Genomic DNA, 26498 nt, shown 5'->3' on the forward strand with positions numbered 1-26498 from the left:
ATGGAAACATTCATTATTTACATAGCTAAGACTGGCATTTGCCTGGGCATATTCCTTGTCATATACTCCTTATTTTTGCGCCCGACCACATTCTTTCGTTTCAACAGGATATTCCTGCTATTCGGTTTTGTGGTGTCATTGATTATCCCTGCTATTAAGTATACTTATGAAGTAGTTATTCCGGTTTCTGTATTTCAAAATATAGAAATGGTTTCAGAGTCTGTACCTGAAACACCTGCCTCCACAATCAATATCTGGATTGTATTATCAAGCCTATATCTGATTGGTACATTAGTACTGATAGGTCGTAATATGTATGCTTATACAAAGCTACGGAAACTTGTAAAAAGCGGAGTAAAATACAATAACAAAGGCTTTAAACTTGTAGAGAACGCCGATATAAATTCACCGTTCACCGTGTTGAATTATATATTAATGAATACAAGCAATCTGAGCCAGATAGAAAAAGATTTGATTCTTAAGCACGAGATAACTCATGTAAGTCAAAAACATTGGGTAGACCTCCTATGTAGTGAATGTATACTGATCTTACAATGGTTCAATCCTATGGCATGGGTTTATGTAAAACTATTGAAAGAAAATCATGAATTCCTGGCAGATAAAGCTGTGATAGACTCCGGAGTTTCCCCGGCACTTTATCAAGCAGTGTTGATTAACCAAAAATTTCAGGGACCTGTATTCTCGTTTTCCAATTCATTCAATTATTCCAAACCTTTAAATCGCTTATCCATGATAAAAAAAGCAAAAAGTTCCCCTTGGAAGAGGGTTATAGTTTTAGCCATCATCCCTATCTTCGGATTGTTTTTGTGGGCTTCGTCGGAACCTCGTTATGTATTTGACCGGTCGGAGACACAAGTCGTTCCTGACGATTCTATCGTTGTGGTCGGATATGGATCAATGGATAAGGTTTCTACCGACTCTCTTATAAAGACAAAGAAGATAATAGTGCAGAAAAGGAAAGATTCTGTTTCTACTGATAAGAACAACGAAAGAATTGAGATCAAAGGAGTGTATACCGGGTCTCAAGATAAAGCAATAATCTTTATTGATGGTAAAAAATCTGATAAAACAAAAGTTGAGAATTTAAACCCTAATGACATTGAGTCTGTCTCAGTACTCAAAGATGGTATGGCTGTAGAAATGTATGGAGAAAAAGCAAAAGATGGCGTCATTCAGATTAAAACGAAAGAATATGCGAAGAAACACCCGGAACAAGAAATCAAGAAAATACAAGATATAAAGGTAATATCAATAAGAAAAGATAGTACAAACAAAAGTGATAATAGCATCATCATTAGAAATACGAATCATTCGTCTGGAAGTGAGCCGTTATTCTTTATTGACGGGAAGAAAGTGAAGAGCATCCAGGGATTGAACCCCGATGATATAGAAAGTATCAGCGTATTAAAAGAGGAGACAGCCATATCCATATATGGTACCGAAGGTAAAAATGGTGTAGTACTAATAACTTCAAAGAAAAAGGGTAACACTGAACAGAAATAAATAATAAATAGGGACTGAGAACAAAAAGAAAGAAGACATTGTCTAAAATATAGTATATCTGAATTCTTTTGATCCACATTAACTTTTGGTTACTTCAAGAAAACAGTTTTTTGCATTTTACAGAAGCCCTATATTGTTCTTTATTAATCAAATTTATATATACTCTTAATTATTTACATTTTTCTACATTTTTAATCATCTGGAAAGCAGCATCTTGAAATTTTATTCTAAAAAATCTTCTCAAAGCTATTGCAGGATTCAAATCCTTGTCATATCTTTGCATCGCATTTGAGAGGAAATGCTGCTAATAAAAAAAGTAAAATAGAAATGGTGTGGTAGTTCAGCTGGTTAGAATACCTGCCTGTCACGCAGGGGGTCGCGGGTTCGAGTCCCGTCCATACCGCCAATAAATCAAGCAATTGTAAGTAAACCTCAGAAAATCAAACGATTTCTGAGGTTTTTCTTTTGTGGTAAACAGTCGTTTGCAGCAGAAAAAAGCATCTAAAACGAGGAGTAAAAGGAGGACTAAAATCTAGAAATAAAAGTCCTCCGACAAGTCCACCTGTTGGATTATTATTCTTTGATTATCAATATTTTGCATAGCTATTAAAAGACGCAGAGTATCTAACTTTGTAAACAAAAAAAGCTATGAACGAGAAATTATCCAGCAATTCCTTATCAGTATTATTTTTCATCAAGAAAGCCAAGTTGCTAAAAAATGGTGAAGCCCCTATCTGCATGCGTATCACCGTAAATTCTCACCGCAGCGAGGTGATGATCAAACGATCAATTCTTCCTGCAAAGTGGAATCAGGTAAAAGAGTGTGCCACAGGCAACGATCATTCAACTCGTGAACTGAACCATTATATTGAGGTCTACCGCACCAAAGTCTATAAAATATTTCGACAATTGGAGATGGATAACCGTACAATTACGGCTCGCACCATTGCTGATATTCTTATCGGCAAGGAAGATGCTGCCCAACCCAAAACCCTTATTGAGCTCTATGCAGAACACAATTCACAGGTTCACGCATTGGTCGGAGTCGACTTTGCAGAGGTTACTGCTAAAAAGTTCGATACCTCCCTACTTCGCCTCACGGAATATCTGAGTTATAAATACAGGGTTAAGGATATTCCTCTTGCAAAAGTGGATGGACTATTTGTACGAGGATTCGATCTGTTTCTGAAAACTCAGTGTGGTTGTCATCACAATTCTGCTTTGAAGCACTTGAAAAATCTTAAAAAGATTATTCGCATCGCAATGTCGAACGATTGGGTAAAGAAAGATCCGTTTTTCGGCATTCAGTTCAAAGAACAGGAAACTCATGTGGAATTTTTATCTAAAGAAGAGTTGAATACAATTATTAATATGGAATTTAAGATTCCGCAACACAGTCAAGTGCGTGATATATTTGTTTTTTGCTGTTTCACTGGTCTCTCTTTTGCAGATGTAAAAGGATTGAAGCCAGAACACGTAATGGCTGACAATGAGGGTGAATTATGGATTAGAAAGCCGCGTGAGAAAACGGGAGTTATGTGTAATATTCCTCTAATTCCAGCCGCAGTTAAACTGATGGATAGCTACAAAGAGCATCCGATTTGTGAGGCACGAGGTGTTGTGCTGCCAGTATTCAGTAATATTTGTATGAACGATTATCTTCGGGATATTGCTAAATTATGCGGGATTACGAAGCCTCTAACGTGTCATATAGCCCGGCATACAGCGGCTGCGGTTGTGTTTTTAGCAAATAAAGTTTCGCTGGAAAATGTGGCTAAGATTCTCGGACACAAAAGTACAAAAATGACTCAGCGTTATGCCAAAGTATTGGATTCTTCTATCAAGCGAGATATGGAAAATGTAAGAGCTATGTTTGGGTAAATGAAGTGGATTATGAAAAGAAAATTAATCACAATCAGCGACAGCGCAAGTGTATCCGTTCCGAGTGAAACAAAAATGAGTATCAGCGAGATTGCAGATTTGTTTGGCATCTATTATCAGACAGCAAAGCGACATATCCGTGCCATTGAGAAATCGGGCGTTGTCAATGGTGACTGCTCAATGAGCTGTGCTTTTGATGGTTCAAAAGTTTATCCCGATTATTATGGAGCCGATATGATAATAGCTGTGGCTTTTCGCGTGCAGTCAGAAAAGACGGAGATGTTCAGAAGGTGGGTAGTTCGCAGGGTAACTAAAAGTGACATACAAATTGTGCTTACTTCACTGAACAATAAAGCGATGATGAATTGATAAACTATTTTTAAGGGGTCGAATTCGACCCCTTAAAATGTAATGAACATGAAGAATACCAATATTTTCAACTAAATTTGTAGAACAAACTCCAAACCTATCGAATTCGATAGGTTTAGGTTGCATACCAATTCAAATATATCGGATATGAGTAAACAAAATATAGTACCGACCATCAACGAGAACGAATATGCACAGATACTGCAACAAGCTGTAGCAGAAATTCGGACAGCTCGAACTGCTATTGCCAGACAAGTAAACAGCGCAACGAATGCTGTATATTGGAATTTGGGTAAACTTCTCGTTGAAAAGCAATTAGAAGAAGGATACGGTAGTGGTGTGGTTAAGCGATTATCTGTCGATTTGAAAACTGAGTTTCCCGATATGGGCGTTTCTCCACGTAATTTGTGGAATATGAAACGTCTGTATGAGCGTTATTACCAGTCAGATGTAAAACTGCTACAAGCTGTGGCACTTTTGCCTTGGGGACACAATCTGCTACTGCTGGACAAAGATATGTCGGCCGAAGAAACGTTATTCTATGCAAACGAAGTCGTTGTAAAAGGTTGGTCGAGAGATCTGTTGCTCAATGCCATCAAAATGGATAGCTACTCTGTAGCAAAGAAGCAACTCAAATCTAATAATTTTGATATTACCTTACCCGAAGCCCATGCCGAATATGCCAATGAGGTATTTCGGAGTTCATACAACTTAGGTTTTTTGCGAACTACCGAACCTATACGCGAGTTGGAACTTGAGCAAAGGTTGGTTGCAAAGATCAAGTCTTTCGTTTTGGAACTTGGTAAGGGGTTTAGTTTTATAGGCAATCAGCACCGCTTAGAATATAATGGAAAAGAGTATTTTGTCGATATGCTTTTCTTCCACCGCGGATTACGGTCATTGGTGGCTATTGAATTGAAAATAGGGAGTTTTAAGGCGGAATATGTGGGTAAAATGAACCTTTATCTTTCGTTGCTCGACCGTTTGGAACGGGGCGAAAATGAGAATCAATCGATAGGAATTATCCTTTGTGCTGACAAAGACCATTTGGATGTGGAGATAGCTCTGCAAGATATAAATAAACCCATCGGTGTAGCCGAGTATCAACTCCTACTACCCAAAGAGGAACTTCAAGCACTGCTATTAGATGAGATGAAAGCAATGGATGAAGAAGTGGACTAAACAATTATTTCAGAAAATTGATAAGCGTTGTATTTATATTTATGAAACAGGCTTCGGATATTTCCCGAGGCCTGTTTCATATATAACATTGAAAACCAAACAATAATAGAATTGTTGAAAAAACCTTTTCTTTTTCATTCGGACACAAATTTCAACGGCGGGAATAAAACGCCAACCCCAAGCCCTAAAGGGTTTTTCGGACAATCTTCCTCTTTCCCTATCGGGCGAGCGTATTCTCCTCAAAAGGGTTGCCTTATTTATTCTCCACCATTAGAAGGGTGTTTACCGATTAAAAAAGGAAAAAAATATGCAGTTAGGAGGGGGCTTTCGGGTGGCTACTCGAATACGCTACGATAGTGCTCATCCAGTAACTTTTGAATATCCGACTCCCTATACAAAGTTTTGCCACCTAACTGAATATAGGGGATTTTTCCGTTTGTGCGGTAATCTTGCAGCGATCTTCGGCTGACCCTTAACCGTTCCGACACTTCTCTATCTGTTAAAAACCGTTCGCCGTTCAAGGTTGGTCGGTACCCTTTAGTATAATTTTCGATGCTGTCCAACATTCGTTCGATGGAGTGAAAGAATCCTTTGATTCGTTCATTCTCTTTGGTAATGATTTCGCTCATATTATTTTTGCTTTAGTTTGGTTATGACTTTTTCCACATCTTCGGGCTTGTAGAATACTTTGTGGTTAACTTGCGTATAAGCCAGCGTTCCGTTGTCCCGATACGTTTGGAGAGTACGCTTTGAGATATTGAGTATCTGACAAACGTCCTGATTATCCAACCAGTGATGCAGACTTTTATCCTGACCCTCGCATAATTTCTCTACTCGCTGGGCGAATGCCTCAAAGCGGTTCATCATTGCTTCGAAAGTTTGGGCTTCTATATTTACTATTTCCATATCAATATATTTTGAGCGGTTAATATTATTTTCCGCTGTAAATATAGATACAAAAAATAGGTTAAACAGCATATAATCAGTAGGTGGATGCTTGTGGCAGGGGTTGTCCAGGGTAAGGATGTGAAATTAGTTGGTTTTGCCATAAAAATGATGCTCCATGAAATAAAGAACAGCCCTTGGATTAGTTTTCAAAGGCTGTCCTGTTTGGGTGCAACATATTATTCCCGTATAAACTTTCGGAACTCCTCATTTTTGACCGAGTCGTAAGGCGATTCCCCTTCTGCCTGCTCAAAAGCCAGCAGGATACGCTCTTGGGCACGAGGTATCCGGGCTATTATCTGTTTAAACAGATCCGTATCACAAAGATTGAATGCTGTTTTTATCGCAGCTTCCTTCACATCACGATCAACCGCTCTGCCCATAGCTAACTGCCCTAATCGTTCAAATTCCTCGTAAGGAATTCCCTTACCAGACCGGCTAATCAGCTTTGCTCTTGCGATAGCAGAGACTAAATTCTTATGATTCAGTTCCTCCAACAGTTCTTTCTTTACCAACGTGCGGACAACTTTCACCCGCAGTTCGTAGGTACAGTCTTCCATATAGAGTGCTGTCTTCTTATATTTTAGTGAAAACCAATCGACTATCTTTTTAATGAGTTTTTCCACTTGCCCGAAAGAAGCATCATATATTCGTTCTGCTAAACGCAGGTGCATATCGCCGAACGCCTTGCGCAGTGGTTCGCTTAGGAGCATCCCTGCCCAAAACCACAGGCTTATCAGCACATATACTTTTATGAATTTTCCTCCCATTATTCTGTCGGGTTTAGATTATTCGTTTGATAGATGGTATCAATATCTTCCTTGAATGTCTCCAAGTGATTCAGGATAATATTTTCCACATAGCTGCTGATGGTGGCTTTCGACTCATCCATCAGGTGAACGATCCGCATCAATCGGCGATGAGTCGCAGCCGTTATATAGAGCGGTTTGCGGTGCGTAAAATCTATACGGTTGAAAAACACATACTGATAGTCCACTTGTGGTTTACGCTTGCGCTTCTCGACAGGTTTAGCTACCTGAGAAGATTCGGTTTGCTCAACTATTTTCGTTTCCGACTGTGATTCCGTAACCGCATCAACAGATTTTCCCTCTTCTTCGGTTGGTACGGTATTCTGTTCAGATTTTTCAAACGGTACGCCCTGATGCACTTTCGAGAGGAGTGCCTTGTATTTACTTTCTTCTGCCATTATGATTGATGTTTAAGGTGAATAATTTCCGAAATTTCATCGACCAGTAAATCCAGATTGCTGCCTTTCAGCAGGCTCTTGTCAGCAGGGAAGATGGTCGATAGAAAAACCGCATCGCTACCCTCAATAGATTGCTCCTTATCGTAGCGGACAGATTGCGGAATAGCGGTTTTCAGTAGCGGTAGCCCGAATTGTCGGATAACTCCCTCGTAGTGTTCGAGCCATTCTTTTTTGATACGCCCGTCCACACGATTCCAAAACAGATGGACAGCTTTCAGGTTCAAATCTTTATGCTCCGTCAGTAGCTCGTGGACTGGGATGATGAACGAAAGTGTACTTTCCATCGACATCCTCGAGGGAGCCATCGGAACGAAAACGTAGTCCATCGCCATAAAGGTGGAAATTACACCATCGTTGTTGATGGTTCCAGGCAGATCGAAGAATACCACATCGTATTCGGTCGATTCTCCTGCCAAGAACTCATGGGCTTTGGAAATTGCCTCTTCGGGCTTGGCACAGACTATTGGGTAGGTCTGTTTGCCCAGCGATTCAAACATGGAGATAGCTTTGGACTGGTAATGCAGATTAGTTTCGAGTTGGCGGATCTCCCGCTTACGCATCTCATAAACGCTACACTGCGGATAGTCGCAATCCATCACGGCAACATTCAGCCCTTTCAGGTAGTGAAGATAGCTTGCACCCAATACGGTAAATGTACTTTTGCCGACACCACCTTTTTGAGTGGAGAAGGCGATAAATAAAGGTTTTGTTTTCATCTTTTCAAATTTTAGAATGAGACATATTGTTGATTATAAAAGTGTAAGATTTTCAAATCTTATTATTTGATTGAAGATTTGTTTTCAAATTCCCAAACCAACAAATCTTCAAGTTTGAAAATTTTCAAGTATTCAAAACCGAAAAACTATACGCAAAATATCAAATCAGAAAAATGGCAGATTTTCAACCTTTACAATTTTATTGGCAGATTGAAATTGGTCTATTTTGATATTTGTAAGATCTGCAAATAATAGACTTTTAAAATCCTCAAACGCGAATATATAACAATCTATTTATCAATGCCTAGTGTCGGTTTATGTTGCAATGAGATGCTTTGTTTTGCTCCGATATTTGTTAGAGAGATAGCCTTTTTTAGATTATTTTGGATGTCCGCTCGAGTCTTTTAGAAGTGTACATGCTTCGACCGCTTATCTGATTTTTCAACTTGGCAAATCGGAGCAGTCCGCACTGATTATTTTGCCCTCGAAAGAGCAATGTGCAGCACTATTAAGCACAAGTAACCGACTGATATATAATATTGAAAATCAGCCGAAAATTGTATTTTCTTCGTGGTCTGAACAGTTAAATCAAGCAGACTCATGAACGAAGAAAACAACTTAATGGTGGCATCCGAATCAAGCCACATTTTGGGAAAGCATTTTGCAATTGATGCTTTTATGTCTCAAAAAAGCGAATCGCTCCCGCATTCGTTTTTTTTCGATAGTTTCAGTAGCAAGGTAATCTTTCGGGTAACCCAAAATTCGCCTGTTGGCTCTTTTGCATCCCCTCGAAAACCTTGCTCTGCGAGGCTGCCGATCCCTCCTTCTGCGCCCGATGGTTGCATACGAAGAAGTCGGCTGAAACCGAAGCCCATTGCTCCCGATGGTAGCAACTTTTGGGCATTCGGTCGGAGCGTACCTGTTTGTGTCCGGTACGCTTGGTCGGCACTTTCCGATGGTCAGTGTCCGATTAGTGCTGTCTCCAATTCTTGAAATTTACGGCTATGGATGACAGCACAAAAAAGAAGAAGCAAAAGGGTCGCCCACCAAAGGAAGCGGACAAGTTATCGCGGTCTATCAACCTCAAATTGACGGTTGCCGATTATGAAACAGTACAGAAGAAAGCGGAAAAAGTCGGGCTGACGGCAACTCAATATGCACGGGAAATAACTCTGAAGGGAGGGGTGAAATCACGTTTTACGGTCGAAGAATTGAACCTGATACGTCAGCTATCGGGTGAAGCAAACAACCTGAACCAGCTTGCAAAACGGGCAAATCAGGCAGGATTTACTCATGTTGGCAATGAGATTTTTGCAATAATTGAATGGATAAAAGCACTGTTTTATGATCGCTAAAAATATAAAAGGAAAAGGTTTTGCGGGCTGCGTTCGCTATGTTTTGAGTGACAAACATGAGCTGCTGGAAGCCGAAGGTGTGCTGGCGGATAGTGCCGAAAGCATCATCCGCAGCTTTGCCATGCAACGCTCTATGCGAGGCGAAATTACCAAACCTGTGGGGCATATACCTATTTCGTTTGCTCCAGAAGATAAGCCCAGAATGACTAACGAGTTTATGCTGCAACTCGCCAAAGAATATATGCAAGAGATGGGGATCGGAAATACGCAGTATATTGTGGTGCGCCATCATAATAGCGATAACGACCACTTGCATATTGTGTACAATCGTATTGACAACGACTTGAAATTAATATCCGTCAACAATGATTATAAGAAGAATATTAAGGTATGTAAGAAGCTGAAAGACAAACACAGTTTAACATACGGCACAGGCAAAGAGCGGGTCAAACGGGAGAAGTTGAACCACCCCGACAAGGCAAAATACCAGATTTATGATGCTATTCGGGCGGCTATTGTCAATAGTCCCGACTATAAAACACTTGAAAACCTGCTTAAACCTTATGGAGTGACTATGCAATTTAAGCACCGCAGGGGAACGGATCTAGTTGAAGGAGTTTCGTTTGCAAAGAATGACTGTTCGTTCAAAGGTTCACAGGTGGATAGGCTGTTCAGTCACAAAAAGCTCAGCGCTATGATGGATATTGTCCGGCTGCATCAAGAGACGGTTCGACAACAGGGGCAGCAACCGAAAACGCCAAAAATATTCGGACTAAAACTGACCGTTGAGCAGTATGATACGTTGAAAAAAGAAGGTTTTGTATTCCTCGAAAATATGACCAACAGCAAAGGCAAGCTTTTTTCGGGTTATGTATTTTCGGATGATAAAGAGAGTCGGTATTTTGCTCTCAAAGACCGTCCCGACGAGTTTGTGAAATACGGACAGTACGAAATGCGAAGAATGGATAAACGGCTCATTGAAGCGGGATATATCACCAAAGCAAAGGTAAAGTGGTATGGTGACGGTTTTGCCTATCCTTACCTGTGGAAGCCTGATTCAGTAAAGGATGAAGCAGCGGCACAGCTTGTAGGGTACGAACTTTTGGACAATTCCGATTATTGCCAGTCGTGGGGTGATCCGAGAGAGAAAATTTCCGAAATAACACCGATTTCATTAATAGACGCTCCGTCAATAAGCGATACCATTGCAGACGTTGGAGATACATTAGCGGATGCAGCTTCTACCATGGGTGGGTTATTCGATATCCAGCCTTCTTCGGGCGGTGAGCAACAAGAGATACCCAAAAAAAAGAAGCTCCAAAAGCAAAAGAGACGGGGACGGAGGCAATAAAGTCAGGAAAACCTCATGAGTGTAGCCATTGCCGGATAGCGAAAAAGTGCATTTTAGTAGGCTTTTCTAAGAAGGATACACGGGAGTTGACACAAGGTAAAACCGTTCAGTTTATGGGCAAACTCTACTCCTATGAACACAAACGTAGCTTCAAAGCCGACAATATTGCAGTTCGTATTGAACCCCTACCCTGAAAAGAAAAGCCGTTTTCACATGACTATCGACAGCACACCCATCGCCGAGTGGCTCAAGAATCTTGCCCGAATAATTGAAAAAGCGGCTAAGAAAATAATTGCTCCAAAGAAAAATACGGACAGGAGCATAAAACTCAACACAATACTGATTGAAAAGTAAATTCGCAAAGTAGACAACAATATTAAGATTATTCGGTACTATTTTATTACTTTTGTTAATGAACCATTAAGAGTCAACAAATGAGTATCTTTCAAAGCATTATTAGGGAAAAATATATTATATATCAGATTTTCACCGACCACACCATTGATCAAATGGTGTATGAATTGTATGACTTGACGGAAGAGGAAATAATGATTGTTGAAAAATAAAAAGCTTATACCATGATTGAGAAAATAACAATAAAAAATGTAGCAACTTATTCGTCTGAGGGTATTACAATTAATAACCTTAAGAAAGTGAATTTCATTTATGGTTCAAATGGTAGTGGGAAAACTACCATTACAAACTTTATTGATTCTCCTAATTCTCCTGAATTTCAAAATAAGGGCTGTGAACTTATTTGGGAAAACACAACTCCATTAAAAGTGCTGACATATAACAAAAAATTTCGAGATAAGAACTTTGGAAAAGGTAAAATAGATGGGGTATTCACGCTTGGAAATGCAACAAAAGAACATCTTGAGGAGATTGCAAAAATGCAAAAAAAGCTCTCTGAGATAAAAGATGAGGGAACTCAAAAGGCTGATACTATTAAAAATAAGAATGAAGAAAAAACTCAATTAGAATCTAGTTTTCAAGATAACTGTTGGGCGAACATTTATAAAAAGTTTGAAAATATTTTCAATCCTGCTTTTGATGGCTCAAAGTCTAAAGAGCGATTTAAAAACAAACTACTATCAGAATATCAATCAAACAAAAGACCTGTAAAGACGATTGACGAACTGAAAGAGAAGTCCAAAACGATTTTTGGAGAAACTCCTACAACAATGAATATCTTTGGCATTATTGATTTCCGACGATTAACCGAAATTGAAAATAATACTATTTGGAATAAAAAAATTATTGGCAAATCAGACATTGAGATAGGTAAATTAATCCAGAGATTGAATCTAAATGACTGGGTTAATCAAGGAAGATTACTTTTAGATAACGAAACCGAAATATGCCCATTTTGTCAGAGGAAAACGATAGATAATGATTTTAGACGCCAACTTGAGGCATATTTTGATGAATCATTTATTTCTGACACCAAGACAATTAATGAACTAAGCGAAGAATATGCTAATGGCTCACAAAATATATCCAACATTTTAGAAGCAATAGAATCTGCTGAATCAACGAACAAAAATACCAAGCTGAACATAGAGATGTTTAAGGCTTATCTTAAAACTCTTAATCAACAGTTTGTCTCTAATAAAGACCGACTAAATAATAAATTAAAAGAGCCAAGTCGGAGCATTGATATTAGTTCATCCCAAGAACAATTAGAAAACATTCAAGGGTTAATTAACAAAGCTAATATAGAGATAAATGAGCATAATAACATTGTAGCCAATTTTCAAGTAGAAAAGACCAATCTCATATCTGATGTTTGGAAGTTCCTTACAGAAGCTAATAAAGTTGAAATTGATAGATTTGTAAAACAGTCAGAAGGAGGCCAGAAAGGGATAGATGCTCTACAAAAGCAAAAAGGTGAATTAGTTAATAGTTATAAAGAGTTAGAGGCTAAAATTAAAGAAGCTAATAAAGGTGTAACAAGTGTTCAACCATCGGTGGATGCCATTAATGACACATTAATGGCATATGGGTTTGATAATTTCAAAATAGTATCATCCCAAACAGAACCAAATCAATATCAAATAAAAAGAGAAGATGGAAGTATCGCTGAAAAAACACTAAGTGAAGGAGAGGTGACTTTTATAACATTTCTCTACTTTTTGCAATTAGCAAAGGGCAGTATTTCAGAAGATTCAATATCAGAAGATAGAGTATTAGTCGTTGATGATCCAATATCAAGTTTGGATAGTACTGTGCTTTTTGTGGTCAGCTCTCTTCTGAAAGAGGTTATTAAGTCCATAAAAAAAGGAGCAGGTAATATTAAACAACTAATTATTCTTACTCACAATGTTTATTTCCATAAAGAAGTTTCCTACATAGACAGAAAAGACAATAATCGAGATGATGTTCACCATTGGATTTTACGAAAAAATGGTAGCACATCGAATATTCAAAATTATCTTAAGAAAAATCCAATTAGAGGATCTTATGAACTACTTTGGGATGAACTAAGGCATGCCGATAAACTCTCAGGTATTACTATTCAAAATACTATGAGAAGAATTCTTGAAACATATTTCAAAACTATGGGCAAAAAAACGGATGATGATATAATTGATTGTTTCTCCAACCCTCACGAAAAAGAAATATGTAGATCGCTTCTCTGTTGGGTTAATGATGGCTCACATTGTATTTCTGACGACTTGCATGTTGAGCATCCAGATGCTATCAATGATAAATTTTCAACTGTTTTTAAGAGAACTTTTGAAAATATGAATCATATTGACCACTACAATATGATGATGGGTGTCGGATCTGAAACACAAGAAACTGTATGAAAATCCTACACACCGCCGATTGGCACATAGGGCAGACATTTTTTGAATACGACCGCAAGGCGGAGCATCTTCAATTTTTGGCATGGTTGAAAAAACAAATACATGACTTGAAAGTAGATGTGCTTTTGATTGCGGGTGATGTGTTCGATAGTCCCAACCCGTCCGCAGAGTCGCAAAGAATGTATTATCGATTTTTGCGGGAGATGACGGCTGAAAATCACGATCTGCAAATAATTATCATTGCGGGCAATCACGATTCGGCAGCCCGGCTCGAAGCACCTAATCCGCTGTTGGAAGATATGAACATCACTGTTCGGGGAGTAGTTAAACGCAATACCGATGGCGAGATTGATTTCAAGCACATGGTAATTCCGATCAATAAAGGCGGATATTGTTTGGCAGTACCCTATCTTCGTCAAGGCGATTATCCCCATGCCGAAACATACGCACAAGGCGTTAAGGCAATGTATGAAGCCATATTCGAGCAGATAAAAGATATGAAACAACCTATAATTGCAATGGGGCATTTGCAAGCTACGGGTTCGGAAATTTCAGAGAATGACCGTTCGGAACGTACTGTTATTGGTGGGTTGGAGTGTATTTCGCCAGACTCTTTTGCAAAAGAGATTACCTACACAGCACTTGGACACCTGCATCGTGGACAAAGGGTTTCGGGACGAGAGAATGTGCGTTATGCGGGTTCTCCTCTACCTATGTCGTTTGCCGAAAAGAACAATAAACAAGGCGTTGTACTCATCGATATAGCTGAGACGACAAAGATTGAGCGTATTCTATTCGATGCACCTGTCAAACTGTTGAGCATACCTTCCGAACCAATGCCCCTTAGCGGAGTGTTGAATGAAATAGCAGCGTTGCCCGATGGAGAAATATCCGAAACATCGCCTTATCTTGAGGTAAAAGTATTGATAACCGAACCTGAACCATCGTTGAGACATCAAATAGAACAGGCACTGAAGACAAAATCTGTACGACTGGCTCGTATTTCCGCCATTACTCCTAAGTACGAAACAGGGTCTAAGGCGATAACTTACGAAGAGCTACAGACCATCAATCCGATGGACATGGCAAACGATATTTTCAAACGAAAGTATGGAGGGGAGGATATGCCCGAGACAATGAAATGTTTGCTGGAAGGCGTAATACAGGAAGTTGAACGATGAAAATATTAGCAATTAGAGGAAAGAATCTCGCCTCATTGGAGGGGGAGTTTGAAGTAGATTTTACTGCTGAACCATTAAAGTCGGCAGGAATATTTGCCATAACAGGTAGTACGGGTTCGGGTAAGTCGACTCTACTCGACACCTTGTGCTTAGCTCTCTTTGACGATATTCCCCGCAATAGAACAGCAGAGAGTATAAGAATAATCGATGTTAAGGATAAAACAATTAACCACACCGACAGCCGTAATATTTTAAGGCGTGGCACCAGTGATGGATATGCAGAGGTTGATTTCAAATCGCTTGGTGGCGAAACATTCCGTTCTCGTTGGAGTGTTCGCAGATCGCGCGATAAAATTGACGGTTCACTGCAAAATACTGAGTTTAGACTTACGAATCTAACTACAAATCTTGAAGTACAGGGGCGTAAAACAGAATTGTTAGCCAAAATAGTTGAACTTATCGGACTTACCTTCGATCAGTTTACTCGTGCTGTATTGCTTGCTCAGGGAGATTTTGCCACATTCCTTAAAGCTACACAAAAAGAAAAAGCCGAGTTGCTTGAAAAATTGACAGGGACAGATATTTATTCGCGTATTTCATCGTCCATTTATGAGAAATCAAAAAATGCTGAGCAGGATTTGACTCTATTACAAGAGCGTATCAAAGGGATAGAACTGCTTTCGGATGATGATTTGGAAGCATTATCTACCGAGAAGCAAGCAATATTGCTGGAACTCGAAACGCTAAAAATTGAGGTAACGCAGCTGACCGCAAAAATCAAGTGGATAACTGATGAAGAACTTCTTGCTAATGGTGTAAAACAAGCAGAACATCAGCTGGCGGATTCTCAAAAGGCGATTGAAGAAGCAAAGCCAAGATATGAGTATCTTGCCAAAACCGATAGAGTACAAGGTATTAGAGACGACTATAATGCACTGAAAAATTCACAGGAACAACTTGCGGACAATCGTGCTAATCTTACTAAACAACAATCTGATCGTGACGCCAATGCCTTGTTGTTGAAGCAGGCTACAGAGCAACTTATGGCTTGTGAGAAGGAACAAGTGCGACATTTAGAAGAAGTTAGTAAAATAGAGCCGCAAATAAAGAAAGCTCGGGAATTGGATATTCGCATTGTTGGAGCCAAATCTAATTTAGAGAGTGTAACAAAGGAGTATCAGCAAACGATTGAATCGAAGATAAAAATAGAAAAATCTATTCTCGCTACACAATCAGCGATGGAAACGGCAGAAAAAACGATAGAAAAAAATAATCTTTGGTTTGCCGACCATAAAGAATATGTCCATATTGTTCCGAGGGTTGATTTAATTATCAATCTACTCAACGATGTTGAAACTGCTCAAAAACAGGGTACAAATAATTCGAAGACACTAGCAGAGTCCAAAGAGATACTTTATAGAGAAGAACAAAAACTTGTTGGGCTAAAAACGGAAGCTGAAAGATTGAATAACTTACTTCCTGCCGAGATTGCGGTACTGAGAGCAAAGCTACAAGACGGGAATCCTTGTCCTGTATGTGGAAGTCTGCATCACCCGATGGCTGATATTCAGGGTGAAAGTCTGGAAGAGGCGGAGCTAAGCAGAGCGAAAAAGGAGGTAAGCGATAAAATAACATCACTTGCAGATAGTATAGACAAAGGCAAGAGTGAAAATATTCGGCTACAATCGATGATTGACAGTTATGCCACTCAATCCGCTGAAGCGCTTGCTAAATTAACTGATTGTCTTGGTGGGTTACCTACTTGGCAACAGGAATTTGAACAAGGGCAGTTACAAAATAGACTAAAAAAAATAACAGAACTTTGGAATAAATATATTTCGGAGCAAACAACAACCAATGAGCAGATTGGTAAGTTGAAAACTTCATTGGAGCATGAACATAAAAATCTAGCAGAAATCAAAGAGGAGGCATTGAGTAAAGAGGCTAAATATAAAAACAGCAAGACTGAGTTAGAAAAACTGCAAGGCAATCGGTCAGAAGTTCTTGATGGAAAATCTGCCGATGCTATTGAAAAAATACTTGGTGATACCACTAACAAAACGGCCGACAGACTCAAAAAGCTAACTACATCAAAAGGAGAAATAGCAACCAAAGGCGAAACATTCGCAGGAATTATTAGTCAGATTTTGGCTGACATTTCGAACCTGTCTAAACGTTGCGAAGATTTACAAAAAACAATTGATGCTTGGCTTATCCTCCAAAATGGAGAAATTTCGGCAGAGCAATTGACGGAACTGTTATCAAAGGACAGTAGCTGGCTCACATCCGAACGAGAAGCTTTAAGCCGATTTCGGGAAAATAAAACATCAGCCCAGGCAACACTTGCTGAACGTAGAAAAAACCTCGAAAAACATTACGAGGCCGAAATTAAGCTTGCGGATGGAGAGGAGCAAGAAATACTAAAAACTATTTTGGCGGAAAGAAACTCATATATTGAACAAAAGACGAAACGGAATACCGAAATAGATATGTTAGTCGCTAATCACGAAAGGGGGCAGATTAAGATCAAGGCATTCGAAAAAGAACTTACAGAAAAGAGTACTTTATCTGAGAACTGGAAAAAATTGAACGATATGTTTGGCTCAGCTGATGGTGCAAAGTTCAAGGTCTTAGCTCAGGGATATACACTTGAAGCTTTGCTGACTTATGCGAATAAACATCTGCAAGAGTTATCCAAACGTTATGAATTACAGCGTATTCCCGATACATTAGGTTTGCAAGTTGTAGATTTAGATATGCTAGGCGAGGTGAGAACAGTACATTCTCTGTCCGGAGGAGAATCATTTCTAATTTCCTTAGCTTTAGCATTGGGCTTATCCTCTTTGTCATCAAATCGTATGAAAGTAGAGTCACTATTTATTGACGAAGGCTTTGGTTCGCTCGATATAGATACATTGCGTATAGCGATGGATGCACTAGAACAATTACAAACCCAAGGTCGAAAAATCGGGGTAATATCGCACGTAGCTGAAATGACCGAACGAATCACAACCCAAGTCAGAGTTGTTAAAACCTCAAATGGAAGAAGTAAAGTTGAGGTGAGCGGTGGTTATAAATAGAAACAGGTAAATTACAAATCAAAAATTGATTTTGCCCGAAAACCTCAAGCCACACTCAAAGAACGGAGGGTATTATATTATCAAACTATAGAATATTATGGAGTTTTATAAAAATAACGGGAGTTCAAAGGCTCCCGTCTTAAATACTACTTCAAAGTCTTAAACATCTTATCTATACATTTTTTCTTTTGCTCTAAATTGGGGTGTACATATAGATTCAATGTCGTAGTTATATTAGAATGTCCGAGAAGTACACTTACTGTTTTATAATCGCACTCACTTTCGATGCAACGTGTAGCGAAGCTGTGCCTCAAGCCGTGAAATTTTAATTCTGGAATACCCAATGCTTTTATAAATTGCTTAAAGTAGCTTCGGTAGGTTCTTGGCTCTGTTGGTTTAGCTTCGTTTGTCAAGACAAAAAAATCTTTATTAACCACCTTCTTGATGGGTTTCAAAATTCGAGACAATTCGCGAGTCATTGGAATATCCCGAATAGAATTTCGAGTTTTTGGAGTGTCAAGTATTACTTCGGTATGTCTATTGCCTGCTTCCACAACATATACACGCTGAATTGTCCGCCTAATGCTTATTATCCCCGTATCTGTGTTGATGTCGTCCCAAGTCAGTGCACAAACTTCCCCAATTCTCATCCCCGCAGCCAGACACACATATATCCCCAAATTTCTAAAAGTAAAATGCGTTTGAACATAGTTCATTATTTTCTTCTGATCCGATCTGCTCAACACTTCAATATTCTGTTTTTCTCGCTGTGTAGGGAACTTAATATCAAATGGGTTATAATCAAACAAATCACCTTTTGCTCCGAACTTCAAGACCATCTTCAAAACTATTAAAATATCCTTGATAGACTTTTGGCTCAACCCCACTTCTAGTTTCTCAAAAACAAACGACTGTACCTCGGCTTCTTGTATTTTGTCCATATCCCCAAAAGCAGATAGTATGTGATTCTCGATCAGGAGCATATAAGCCGAGTAGGTCGATTTTTTCACATATTGCTTTTTGTCTACCGCCCATAAGTCAATGATTTCTTTGACTTTTTTTTTGTTTTCCATTGTTGTTTTATTCTAAATTAGTTAATACTTGTATCAATTAAAAGATACAAAAAATCCTGAAGTTTTATCCTTAAGGTTCCAAATTTGAGATTCCCTGAATTTGAGGGCGAGTGGGAAGTGACATTTCTTGGAAATGAGTGCACGGTTAACCCGAAAGTATCTACTCTAGAAAGTGAATTTGTTTACGTCGATTTAGAGTCAGTAGTTAAAGGAGTATTGATAAGTACAAATCATATAAATAGGTCGGAAGCTCCGAGCCGAGCTCAAAGAGTTCTTTCGGATAAAGATATATTATTTCAATGTGTACGCCCCTATCAGTTAAACAATTATATTTATCATAGACAAGGCAGTAAGCAATGGGTAGCTTCCACAGGATATGCACAAATACGGACAAAGCATAATATTGATTTCCTTTATCAATTATTAAATTCTCCTCAATTCAATCAAGAAGTAATGCTTCGCTGTACGGGTACAAGTTATCCTGCAATATCGGGTACAGATCTTGGAAATATCCCAATATCAATTTGTTCCAATGAAGAGCAAAAGAAAATAGGAGGGCTATTATTTCGGATAGACGATCAGATTGCCACCCAAAGCAAAATAATTGAGGGTTTGAAGGAATTAAAAGCTTGGCTCAGCAAACAACTATTTAGTCGCAAGCTCCGCTTCAAAGATGAGAATGGGAATGATTTTCCAGAGTGGGTGGAAACGAAATTAGGGGAAATAGCAGAAACGTATTCAGGCGGAACACCTACTTCGACAAATAATAGCTATTATATTGGGAATATTCCATTTATTAAGTCGGGAGAAATTTCATCTGATAAAACAGAACAGTTCATCAATGAGGAGGCTTTGAAAAATTCGTCAGCAAAAATGGTATCTAAAGGCGATTTACTACTAGCCTTATATGGTGCGACCAGTGGAGAGGTTGCAATATCTCAAATAGCAGGTGCTATAAATCAAGCAGTGTTAGTTATTAAGAGTATGCAAAATACTAATTTCCTTCATCATTTCTTAAGATGTAATAAGGAAAATATAATTTCTACATACCTTCAAGGTGGACAAGGTAATTTATCGGCACAAATTGTAAAAAATATAACTATAAATCTTCCATCCCTCACTGAACAGAAAAAAATAGCCGATTTCCTTTCTGAAATCGACAATAAAGTAGAAGTTGAAACTACAACATTTGACTTGCTGACCAAACAAAAACATTATCTTTTACGACAGATGTTTATATAAACATCTGTTTGAGGAGGTATTTTTTCTGAATTTCTAATTGTTGTAATACTTTAGACTCTATTCTGATCTTATAATCATAAGAAGAAAGAAAATCAGTTATTTTGCCCTGTTCCTCCATGCAAGGCTGTTCAAATCTAATTTTGGAGAAATTTTCATAAAATAAGTAATCCCTCACACCTCCTTCAACATTCTTCAAAACTTCTTTGTTAAATGAATTAGTTTTAAAGAAATGAAACAAGAAATTATCGTTTATGGAGTCTTGGGTTTTGAAACAAACATATAATGAGCTAATAATTATATTCTCTAAATTGCCACTATACCCGATTGAACCAACGTTTATTCTTGCTGGATTATATGCAAAAGTGTGTTTGTTTATTACTTTATATAGTTTGATGTCATAACCTCTATCATCACTATCAATTCCTTCAAATTGTTCATTTTGAGGAACAAATCCGTCTTTGTTATTTATTGAATATACTGGAAGTTTTTCATTGTTTTTATTTCTTTCACTTACAACCATTGTAACATTTCCTAATAGCTGCGTTTTCCATTCTGGAAAATCTGCCCCATCATCATCTTTGAAGCGGAGCTTGCGACTAAATAGTTGTTTGCTGAGCCAAGCTTTTAATTCCTTCAAACCCTCAATTATTTTGCTTTGGGCTGCAATACGTTCGTCTATCAGAGATAAAAAAGAAGCTATTTTTTGTTGCTCAGAAATATCGGGAATAGAAATCTCGATCTGTTCTATTGTACTTTTTGAAAGACTAGGAACACCAGATGCTTCATTATACATTAACCAATTTATCTGTTCAAAAACATTGAATACAAATTTAGGTAGAACGTTCTTGTACGAATAAGTATAAAATAACGTATCCACAGTCCAAAACTTACCATTATAATAGAATGGTTTGTTAATTGTACCTTTTCGCCCAATACATACCGACTCCCCATCAAAAAGAAATTCATTCACAGAGGTCATATAGCCTCCAGTACCAAAAACAGGAATATTTCCTTCTTTTAGATGTTTATAATCTCTACCACTCCCAACTTTAAGAATCTCTCCCAACTTCTTCACTTCCCACTCGCCCTCAAATTCAGGGAATCTCAAATTTGGAACGTTGCCCTTATTTTTTCTCTCTTCTTTCATACCAGTCATTGTAATGCTTTGCAATTTAACATTGAGGATTTATCCAAAACTAAAAAACCAATCCTAACTCTTTTAGATACACTTCAATTTGGCTATCCAAATCGCTGCGTTTTGCTTCGAGTTCTTTAATTTCACGCATTACGGCATGAATATCTATTTCCTCTTCTTCTTCGAACGTGTCTACGTACCGAGGAATATTTAGATTAAAATCGTTGTCAATAATCTCTTGTAGTGAAGCGCGATGAGAATACTTTTCGAGTTCGGCACGAGTAGCGTAAGTATCCACAATCTTGTCTATATGCTCCTCTCTCAACTTATTCTGATTCTTTACTTTCTCAAATGCTTTTGAGGCATCAATAAACAAAATATTATCGCCATCTTTTCGGCATTTTTTGAAAACTAGTATACATGTAGGAATACTAGTTCCATAAAATAAGTTGGCTGGCAGTCCAATAATGGCATCAATATAGTTTTTGTTCTCAATCAAATAGCGGCGAATCTTACCCTCGGATGCTCCACGAAACAGCACCCCGTGAGGAGCCACGCAAGCCATTGTACCACCATCACTTAAGTGATGTATCATGTGTAGAATAAAGGCATAATCGGCTTTGCTTTTGGGGGCTAATGCTCCGGCACGGCTAAAACGATCGTCGGTATTATATTTGCTATCGGCAGTCCAATTAGCTGAAAATGGAGGGTTTGCTACAATGGCATCAAACACTTCATTCTCAAATTGGTCGTCCTCTAACGTATCACCACTACGTATTTCGAACTTATCGTATCGTTGATTATGCAATAGCATATTCATTCGGGCGAGGTTGTAGGTAGTAGGGTTCTTTTCCTGCCCATATATAAATTCGGCTCCGCCCTCTTTGGCTACACGTAACAGCAGCGAACCCGAACCGCAGGTGGGGTCATAAACATTACGTAACCGAGAATGATCTACCGTAACAATACGTGCGAGAATAGTTGACACTTCCTGCGGAGTATAAAATTCGCCTGCCTTTTGTCCAGCACCGGCAGCAAATTCTCCGATCATATATTCATAAGCATCTCCTAAAACATCTATTTCGGCATCTTCCAGTCGAAAATCTATTTCGTCGAGAGCTAATAAGAGGCTACTTATTAATTTATTTTTATCGTCCGCTGTCTTACCTAGTTTGGCAGATGTCAAGTCCACATCATCGAATAAGTTTTGAAAATCATCTTGCGAATCGGCGCTCAATGTACTATCCTCGATGCGCTTGAATGCTACACCCAAAACCTCAAGTATAAACTTGCCAACCTTGGCATCTGCAATGAGTGTAGAAAACAGAAACTCCGACTCAAGGAAATATCCTATTTCTTCAATGGCAGCCTCTCTCAGCTCTTGCTTAAATTCCTCGTCCTCGGTAGCCCATGCAATTTGAAAGGTTATTTTGTCGTTTTTAAGTTGTTCATTAATGTACAACTCTATTCGCTCAGAGAGGTATTTGTAGAATATCAATCCCAGTCCATAATTCATAAAGTCACTGGCATTCATATTTCCACGCATATCGCACGCCATCTTCCAAAGCTGTGCTTTTAGTATTCTTTGTTGTTCTTCGCTCATAATATTGTACTTAGATTGCTTGTTTAACAAGACTCATTATATACTCTAGATTTTTATCATCGGCTACTTTTACTTCATAGTCTCCATTTCCGAGATGCCCGACAGATGAAATATCACGAGTAATATTTTTGGGGTCATCAAGATTACCCCTCTTAATATTGATAGTTAATTTTAAACCGTTTTTCTGTATCTCAAAATCACAAACGTTATTATTTCCTATTTTGAATGCAATATAAAATTTCTGAGGCCTAACTTCTATTCCATCAGCAAGATTGAGAATGGATGATTTAAATTTTTCATATAACTCTATAACCTCCTCGGATTTTCCACGCAGAAGATCCTCCTCTGTATAAACCTTTATCTCGTTTGTAACTTCCTTTAGTTCTGTATTGGTTTGAGTTATTGGCTTAATACTCTCAGCCGATTTTGTTTTACGTATAGGCGAAATAGTAACCGTTCCATTCTCGAATCTCTTAAACTCCCAGAGTTCGATAGCAAGATCTTTGAAATTAGTTGCTTCTTTTTGATTTTCAGTAAAATCAGTAGAAACAAATACAACTCGGGTTTGCGACCAGTCTACACTATCACGTGCCAACGTTTTCTCTAGTCCTTCATTGTACTCTAAAATGAAATCTGCTTTGTTTTGGAGCATCAAACTTAAATATGTAAACCCTTGATCAACAACACTTGCATTCCGATCTCGTTTGTATTCGATAATAACAAAAGCCTTTGATTGTGGGTCGTAGGCAAGTGTATCTATACGTTTACTCTTAATGGTAAATTCAGATTTGACTAATTCTAACCCCATAATGAGAGGTAGATTTTGTTCAAACAAATTCTGAATATCTCTTTCGAGCTTGAAAGGTTTCTCTTTAATCTGCTCCAATTTATCACCTAGGGATTTGTATAGTATCATAAATTTAATTTGCCTTAATTCCAACTAAACAGTTTAATAATATCTTGCATTTTTTCAATAATGCTTTTTTTCTTCGCTTGGTTTTCCCTAAATGTTAATATCAGTGGTTCAATCGCCCTTTTGATAATTTCATTCTTGGGTTTACCAAGATACTCAAATTCTGTGATATATTCATGCAACAATTCTTCGTTGACACCCTCTTCGGCAGCTACTTTTCCAATGGCTTTTGCACGTTCGGCTATGATATACTTATCTAAATCACTTTCTATATCACTGGGTGTGTCTTTATCCTGTCTACCATCTATATGGATGCGTATAAATTCGTCAATAAGTCTACTTTTTGATCTCAAAACAGGATCGCCATTCACTGTGTCGAGCACCGCTTTTCGATCTTTGTTATATGATGCCGACTCTGGGCGCAATTCTTGCAACAAAGCAAGAATATACATTACATTGATGATGTCACGATGGATAAGCTCCAGCTCAAAATCAATATCCGATAATATGCTTTCGGCATCTGGATTTATTGGTTTAACGGCAAGTTGATTTGACATATCTAAATATTTGCTCTGAAAGTCAGCAAATAGCTGATCTTTTATCTCTAAAGCATTTCCATTGAATTCATTATATCCTTTCATCTGAGTCCGTAGACGGAGCATCGCTCTGAAAAGCATGACGAATGTACGCTTATCTTGTTCCGACTGAAACTCCGATATTGAATCTATTGTGGGGTATTTTTCTAAAAAACTAATAGCCTGATTATTGAATTCTTCAACTAAGCTTTGGTATGGTTTCATCAAAACTATTTCTGACGAATTGCTATTAGAGTATAGCGAAATAGCTGCATCTGTATTCTCTTTCAAATCTCTAAAACAGACTATTTTGCCAAACCGTTTTTTCTCATTCAAAACCCTGTTCGTTCTCGAAAATGCCTGCAACAAACCATGATAATTAAGATTCTTGTCTACATAGAGTGTATTTAACCGCTTAGCATCGAATCCTGTGAGAAACATATTTGCTACTAACAAGAGGTCAATCTGACGATTTTTCATTCGCTTGTTGATATCATCGTAGTATAGGTTGAAATTATCGGTGTTGAAGTCCGTTCCAAACATCTCGTTATAATCTCGGATATACCCCTCCAAAATATCACGTGTGTTGCCATCTGAGACAAAACCCTCGTTCATTCCGGTAAGCTCATCCTCGCTGTCTTCATTTTGAGTATAAGTGAATATTGTTGCTATTTTTAAATCGTGGTTCCTACTCTTGAATAGATCGTAATATTTTGTAACCATGGGTACGCCCCCAACAGCAAACATCGCATTAAAGTCACGTTCGTAGGTAGAAGTATTATAGTTGTCCAAGATAAAATCTACAATATCTTCCATACGTTTGTCGCTCATCATTGCCTCTCGCGTATCAATAGATTTGACCTTTTTGTCATCTTCGTTTCTTTTTTTCCATTTACCATGATATTCCACCAAAAAGCTCAACACATTTTCATCCGCAATAGCATCTTTGATGAGATATTCATGCAGACGTTCCCCAAAAATATCTTTCGTGGTTCGTCCGTCATTCGCATTTTTAGCAAGAATAGGTGTACCTGTAAATCCAAAATAGCGAATATGATTGAAGAAATCTGTTATATTAGTGTGCATATCCCCAAACTGACTCCGATGACACTCATCAAAAATCATCACAATATTTTTTTCTTTCACGTCCTGCAATCCTTTACTAAACCGTTCTTTTTGAACGGCATTGTTTAGTTTTTGAATTGTGGTAATCATCAACTTTTTGTTTGATTGTAATGCTTTTACAAGGGCTTTGGTGTTATCTGTACTATCTACAGCTCCAGGTGAAAACGCATCATATTCTTTCTTGGTTTGCGTATCAAGATCATGTCTATCAACAACAAACAGCACCTTATCTATGTCAGGCATCTCAGAAATTAATTGAGCAGCCTTAAACGATGTTAGTGTCTTTCCCGAACCGGTAGTATGCCAAATATATCCGTTTTTAGTTGAATTGGCAACCTTGTCAATCAATGCTTCAACAGCATAGTATTGGTACGGACGAAGTATCATAAGACACTTATCTGATTGATGCAATACAACATATTTTGCCAACATTTTACCCAGTGTGCATTGGTCAAAAAACATCGCTGCAAAAATATCAAGACGGTCTATATGATTGTTTTTGAAATCTGCCCACGGAAATGTGAATTTATATCCCTGATTAGGATTGTTTGTGAAATATCGGGTATTAACACCATTGGATATTACAAATATCTGAATGTATTTGAATAATCCTTTGAATGCAGTTTTATGATAACGTTGCACTTGGCTGTATGCTTGTTTCAGTTCTATACCTCGTTTTTTCAATTCAATCTGAACTAAAGGAAGTCCATTCACTAAAATCGTAACATCATAACGCGACTTACGGCGTCCTTCGTCTGTGATTTGACTTGATACCTGAAACTCGTTCTTACACCACTCTTGCGTGTTAAGAAATTCGATCCATTTCGTTGTACCATCTTCACGAACTAAGGAAAATTTGTCGCGCAACTTGATAGCTTTATCGAATATAGAACCACTTTCGAGATGAATCATTATTCGCCCGAATTCGTCGTCTGAAAGAACTATCTTATTGTGATTATCAAGTTGTTTTCGAAAATTGTTAATAAGAGCTTCTTCATCTTCAATTTTTACAGCTTGGTAATTCATCGAAACGAGGGTCTTTATTAGACCTGATTCTAAAGCTTGTTCGGATTGGGTTGATGTCATTATTTATTATTATTGGCATATTCTTCAAAGGTAAGTATTTGTTGTTAGTTGTCAAAAACTTTCACTCCTTGAAACCGTTAGT

Annotated in this window: 22 protein-coding genes and 1 tRNA gene; 12 read left to right on the plus strand and 11 right to left on the minus strand. The window is 38.2% G+C overall.

What is annotated here, in order from left to right; all coding sequences use genetic code 11:
• The 5 genes from QZL88_RS01435 to QZL88_RS01455 all read left to right on the plus strand — a co-directional run bounded on the left by QZL88_RS01435 (position 1) and on the right by QZL88_RS01455 (position 4956).
• Positions 1–1524, plus strand: a complete 1524-nt coding sequence (locus QZL88_RS01435; RefSeq protein WP_296938188.1) for a M56 family metallopeptidase — start codon at positions 1–3, stop codon at positions 1522–1524.
• A 329-nt stretch (positions 1525–1853) separates the two neighbouring features.
• Positions 1854–1930 (plus strand) — tRNA-Asp (locus tag QZL88_RS01440).
• Between the two features lie 242 nt (positions 1931–2172).
• Positions 2173–3405: a site-specific integrase gene (locus tag QZL88_RS01445; RefSeq protein WP_296938190.1), complete on the plus strand. Its 1233-nt coding sequence runs from the start codon at positions 2173–2175 to the stop codon at positions 3403–3405.
• Between the two features lie 12 nt (positions 3406–3417).
• Complete coding sequence (locus QZL88_RS01450) at positions 3418–3774, plus strand: hypothetical protein (protein ID WP_296938192.1); 357 nt, start codon at positions 3418–3420, stop codon at positions 3772–3774.
• Positions 3775–3921: 147 nt separating this feature from the next.
• Complete coding sequence (locus QZL88_RS01455; protein WP_296938194.1) at positions 3922–4956, plus strand: PDDEXK nuclease domain-containing protein; 1035 nt, start codon at positions 3922–3924, stop codon at positions 4954–4956.
• A 335-nt stretch (positions 4957–5291) separates the two neighbouring features.
• Here the strand turns inward: QZL88_RS01455 and QZL88_RS01460 are convergent, their stop codons facing one another.
• The 6 genes from QZL88_RS01460 to QZL88_RS01485 form a co-directional block, all read right to left on the minus strand.
• Positions 5292–5585 carry a helix-turn-helix domain-containing protein gene (locus tag QZL88_RS01460; protein WP_296938196.1) on the minus strand — a complete coding sequence of 98 codons (294 nt, stop codon included), beginning with the start codon at positions 5583–5585 and terminating at the stop codon, positions 5292–5294.
• A gap of 1 nt (position 5586) precedes the next feature.
• A complete protein-coding gene (locus QZL88_RS01465) occupies positions 5587–5862 on the minus strand; it encodes a helix-turn-helix domain-containing protein (RefSeq protein ID WP_296938198.1) in 276 nt (91 codons plus the stop codon).
• Between the two features lie 218 nt (positions 5863–6080).
• Positions 6081–6671, minus strand: coding sequence for a hypothetical protein (locus QZL88_RS01470; protein ID WP_296938200.1), 591 nt, complete (start codon positions 6669–6671; stop codon positions 6081–6083).
• Positions 6671–7108 (minus strand): DUF3408 domain-containing protein, encoded by a 438-nt coding sequence (locus QZL88_RS01475; RefSeq protein ID WP_296938202.1) that lies wholly within the window; start codon positions 7106–7108, stop codon positions 6671–6673. The genes QZL88_RS01470 and QZL88_RS01475 overlap by 1 nt, the downstream gene beginning before the upstream one ends.
• Positions 7108–7884: a ParA family protein gene (locus QZL88_RS01480; RefSeq protein ID WP_296938204.1), complete on the minus strand. Its 777-nt coding sequence runs from the start codon at positions 7882–7884 to the stop codon at positions 7108–7110. The genes QZL88_RS01475 and QZL88_RS01480 overlap by 1 nt, the downstream gene beginning before the upstream one ends.
• A gap of 683 nt (positions 7885–8567) precedes the next feature.
• Positions 8568–8777: a hypothetical protein gene (locus tag QZL88_RS01485; protein WP_296938206.1), complete on the minus strand. Its 210-nt coding sequence runs from the start codon at positions 8775–8777 to the stop codon at positions 8568–8570.
• A gap of 111 nt (positions 8778–8888) precedes the next feature.
• Here QZL88_RS01485 and QZL88_RS01490 point away from each other — a divergent pair, with 111 nt between their 5' ends.
• The 6 genes from QZL88_RS01490 (at position 8889) to QZL88_RS01515 (ending at position 17664) form a co-directional block, all read left to right on the plus strand.
• Positions 8889–9239, plus strand: a complete 351-nt coding sequence (locus QZL88_RS01490; RefSeq protein WP_296938208.1) for a MobC family plasmid mobilization relaxosome protein — start codon at positions 8889–8891, stop codon at positions 9237–9239.
• Positions 9229–10590 carry a relaxase/mobilization nuclease domain-containing protein gene (locus QZL88_RS01495; protein WP_296938210.1) on the plus strand — a complete coding sequence of 454 codons (1362 nt, stop codon included), beginning with the start codon at positions 9229–9231 and terminating at the stop codon, positions 10588–10590. The genes QZL88_RS01490 and QZL88_RS01495 overlap by 11 nt, the downstream gene beginning before the upstream one ends.
• Before the next feature lie 132 nt (positions 10591–10722).
• Positions 10723–10944 carry a hypothetical protein gene (locus QZL88_RS01500; RefSeq protein WP_296938212.1) on the plus strand — a complete coding sequence of 74 codons (222 nt, stop codon included), beginning with the start codon at positions 10723–10725 and terminating at the stop codon, positions 10942–10944.
• Positions 10945–11168: 224 nt separating this feature from the next.
• A complete protein-coding gene (locus tag QZL88_RS01505; RefSeq protein ID WP_296938214.1) occupies positions 11169–13403 on the plus strand; it encodes an AAA family ATPase in 2235 nt (744 codons plus the stop codon).
• Positions 13400–14584: an exonuclease SbcCD subunit D C-terminal domain-containing protein gene (locus QZL88_RS01510; RefSeq protein WP_296938216.1), complete on the plus strand. Its 1185-nt coding sequence runs from the start codon at positions 13400–13402 to the stop codon at positions 14582–14584. Before QZL88_RS01505 ends, QZL88_RS01510 begins: the two co-directional genes overlap by 4 nt.
• Positions 14581–17664 (plus strand): AAA family ATPase, encoded by a 3084-nt coding sequence (locus QZL88_RS01515; protein WP_296938218.1) that lies wholly within the window; start codon positions 14581–14583, stop codon positions 17662–17664. The genes QZL88_RS01510 and QZL88_RS01515 overlap by 4 nt, the downstream gene beginning before the upstream one ends.
• Before the next feature lie 146 nt (positions 17665–17810).
• On the opposite strand, the gene QZL88_RS01520 is transcribed toward QZL88_RS01515, so the two are convergent.
• Positions 17811–18737, minus strand: a complete 927-nt coding sequence (locus QZL88_RS01520) for a site-specific integrase (protein ID WP_296938220.1) — start codon at positions 18735–18737, stop codon at positions 17811–17813.
• Between the two features lie 84 nt (positions 18738–18821).
• On the opposite strand from QZL88_RS01520, the gene QZL88_RS01525 reads away from it, so the two are divergent.
• Positions 18822–19979: a restriction endonuclease subunit S gene (locus QZL88_RS01525; protein WP_296938222.1), complete on the plus strand. Its 1158-nt coding sequence runs from the start codon at positions 18822–18824 to the stop codon at positions 19977–19979.
• Here the strand turns inward: QZL88_RS01525 and QZL88_RS01530 are convergent.
• The 4 genes from QZL88_RS01530 to QZL88_RS01545 are packed head-to-tail and all read right to left on the minus strand — an operon-like array spanning position 19972 to position 26416.
• The gene (locus tag QZL88_RS01530) at positions 19972–21126 is read right to left on the minus strand and encodes a restriction endonuclease subunit S (protein WP_296938226.1); all 1155 of its coding nucleotides are present in this window, start codon (positions 21124–21126) and stop codon (positions 19972–19974) included. The genes QZL88_RS01525 and QZL88_RS01530 overlap by 8 nt on opposite strands.
• A gap of 49 nt (positions 21127–21175) precedes the next feature.
• The gene (locus QZL88_RS01535) at positions 21176–22717 is read right to left on the minus strand and encodes a type I restriction-modification system subunit M (protein ID WP_296938229.1); all 1542 of its coding nucleotides are present in this window, start codon (positions 22715–22717) and stop codon (positions 21176–21178) included.
• Positions 22718–22727: 10 nt separating this feature from the next.
• Positions 22728–23633, minus strand: coding sequence for a DUF5655 domain-containing protein (locus QZL88_RS01540; protein WP_296938231.1), 906 nt, complete (start codon positions 23631–23633; stop codon positions 22728–22730).
• A gap of 14 nt (positions 23634–23647) precedes the next feature.
• Positions 23648–26416: a type I restriction endonuclease subunit R gene (locus tag QZL88_RS01545; RefSeq protein WP_296938234.1), complete on the minus strand. Its 2769-nt coding sequence runs from the start codon at positions 26414–26416 to the stop codon at positions 23648–23650.
• Positions 26417–26498 lie beyond the last annotated feature (82 nt).

The sequence above is a fragment of the uncultured Dysgonomonas sp. genome, from assembly GCF_900079725.1.
Classification (GTDB): domain Bacteria; phylum Bacteroidota; class Bacteroidia; order Bacteroidales; family Dysgonomonadaceae; genus Dysgonomonas.

Excerpts from the sequence above, each read along its gene's own strand:
- QZL88_RS01520 (WP_296938220.1), bottom strand. The coding sequence starts at position 18,737 with ATGGAAAACAAAAAAAAAGTCAAAGAAATCATTGACTTATGGGCGGTA.
- QZL88_RS01505 (WP_296938214.1), top strand. The coding sequence starts at position 11,169 with ATGATTGAGAAAATAACAATAAAAAATGTAGCAACTTATTCGTCTGAG.
- QZL88_RS01495 (WP_296938210.1), top strand. The coding sequence starts at position 9,229 with ATGATCGCTAAAAATATAAAAGGAAAAGGTTTTGCGGGCTGCGTTCGC.
- QZL88_RS01510 (WP_296938216.1), top strand. The coding sequence starts at position 13,400 with ATGAAAATCCTACACACCGCCGATTGGCACATAGGGCAGACATTTTTT.
- QZL88_RS01435 (WP_296938188.1), top strand. The coding sequence starts at position 1 with ATGGAAACATTCATTATTTACATAGCTAAGACTGGCATTTGCCTGGGC.
- QZL88_RS01535 (WP_296938229.1), bottom strand. The coding sequence starts at position 22,717 with ATGAGCGAAGAACAACAAAGAATACTAAAAGCACAGCTTTGGAAGATG.
- QZL88_RS01465 (WP_296938198.1), bottom strand. The coding sequence starts at position 5,862 with ATGGAAATAGTAAATATAGAAGCCCAAACTTTCGAAGCAATGATGAAC.
- QZL88_RS01455 (WP_296938194.1), top strand. The coding sequence starts at position 3,922 with ATGAGTAAACAAAATATAGTACCGACCATCAACGAGAACGAATATGCA.
- QZL88_RS01530 (WP_296938226.1), bottom strand. The coding sequence starts at position 21,126 with ATGAAAGAAGAGAGAAAAAATAAGGGCAACGTTCCAAATTTGAGATTC.
- QZL88_RS01460 (WP_296938196.1), bottom strand. The coding sequence starts at position 5,585 with ATGAGCGAAATCATTACCAAAGAGAATGAACGAATCAAAGGATTCTTT.
- QZL88_RS01445 (WP_296938190.1), top strand. The coding sequence starts at position 2,173 with ATGAACGAGAAATTATCCAGCAATTCCTTATCAGTATTATTTTTCATC.
- QZL88_RS01490 (WP_296938208.1), top strand. The coding sequence starts at position 8,889 with ATGGATGACAGCACAAAAAAGAAGAAGCAAAAGGGTCGCCCACCAAAG.
- QZL88_RS01540 (WP_296938231.1), bottom strand. The coding sequence starts at position 23,633 with ATGATACTATACAAATCCCTAGGTGATAAATTGGAGCAGATTAAAGAG.
- QZL88_RS01475 (WP_296938202.1), bottom strand. The coding sequence starts at position 7,108 with ATGGCAGAAGAAAGTAAATACAAGGCACTCCTCTCGAAAGTGCATCAG.
- QZL88_RS01515 (WP_296938218.1), top strand. The coding sequence starts at position 14,581 with ATGAAAATATTAGCAATTAGAGGAAAGAATCTCGCCTCATTGGAGGGG.
- QZL88_RS01500 (WP_296938212.1), top strand. The coding sequence starts at position 10,723 with ATGAACACAAACGTAGCTTCAAAGCCGACAATATTGCAGTTCGTATTG.
- QZL88_RS01470 (WP_296938200.1), bottom strand. The coding sequence starts at position 6,671 with ATGGGAGGAAAATTCATAAAAGTATATGTGCTGATAAGCCTGTGGTTT.
- QZL88_RS01450 (WP_296938192.1), top strand. The coding sequence starts at position 3,418 with ATGAAAAGAAAATTAATCACAATCAGCGACAGCGCAAGTGTATCCGTT.
- QZL88_RS01545 (WP_296938234.1), bottom strand. The coding sequence starts at position 26,416 with ATGACATCAACCCAATCCGAACAAGCTTTAGAATCAGGTCTAATAAAG.
- QZL88_RS01480 (WP_296938204.1), bottom strand. The coding sequence starts at position 7,884 with ATGAAAACAAAACCTTTATTTATCGCCTTCTCCACTCAAAAAGGTGGT.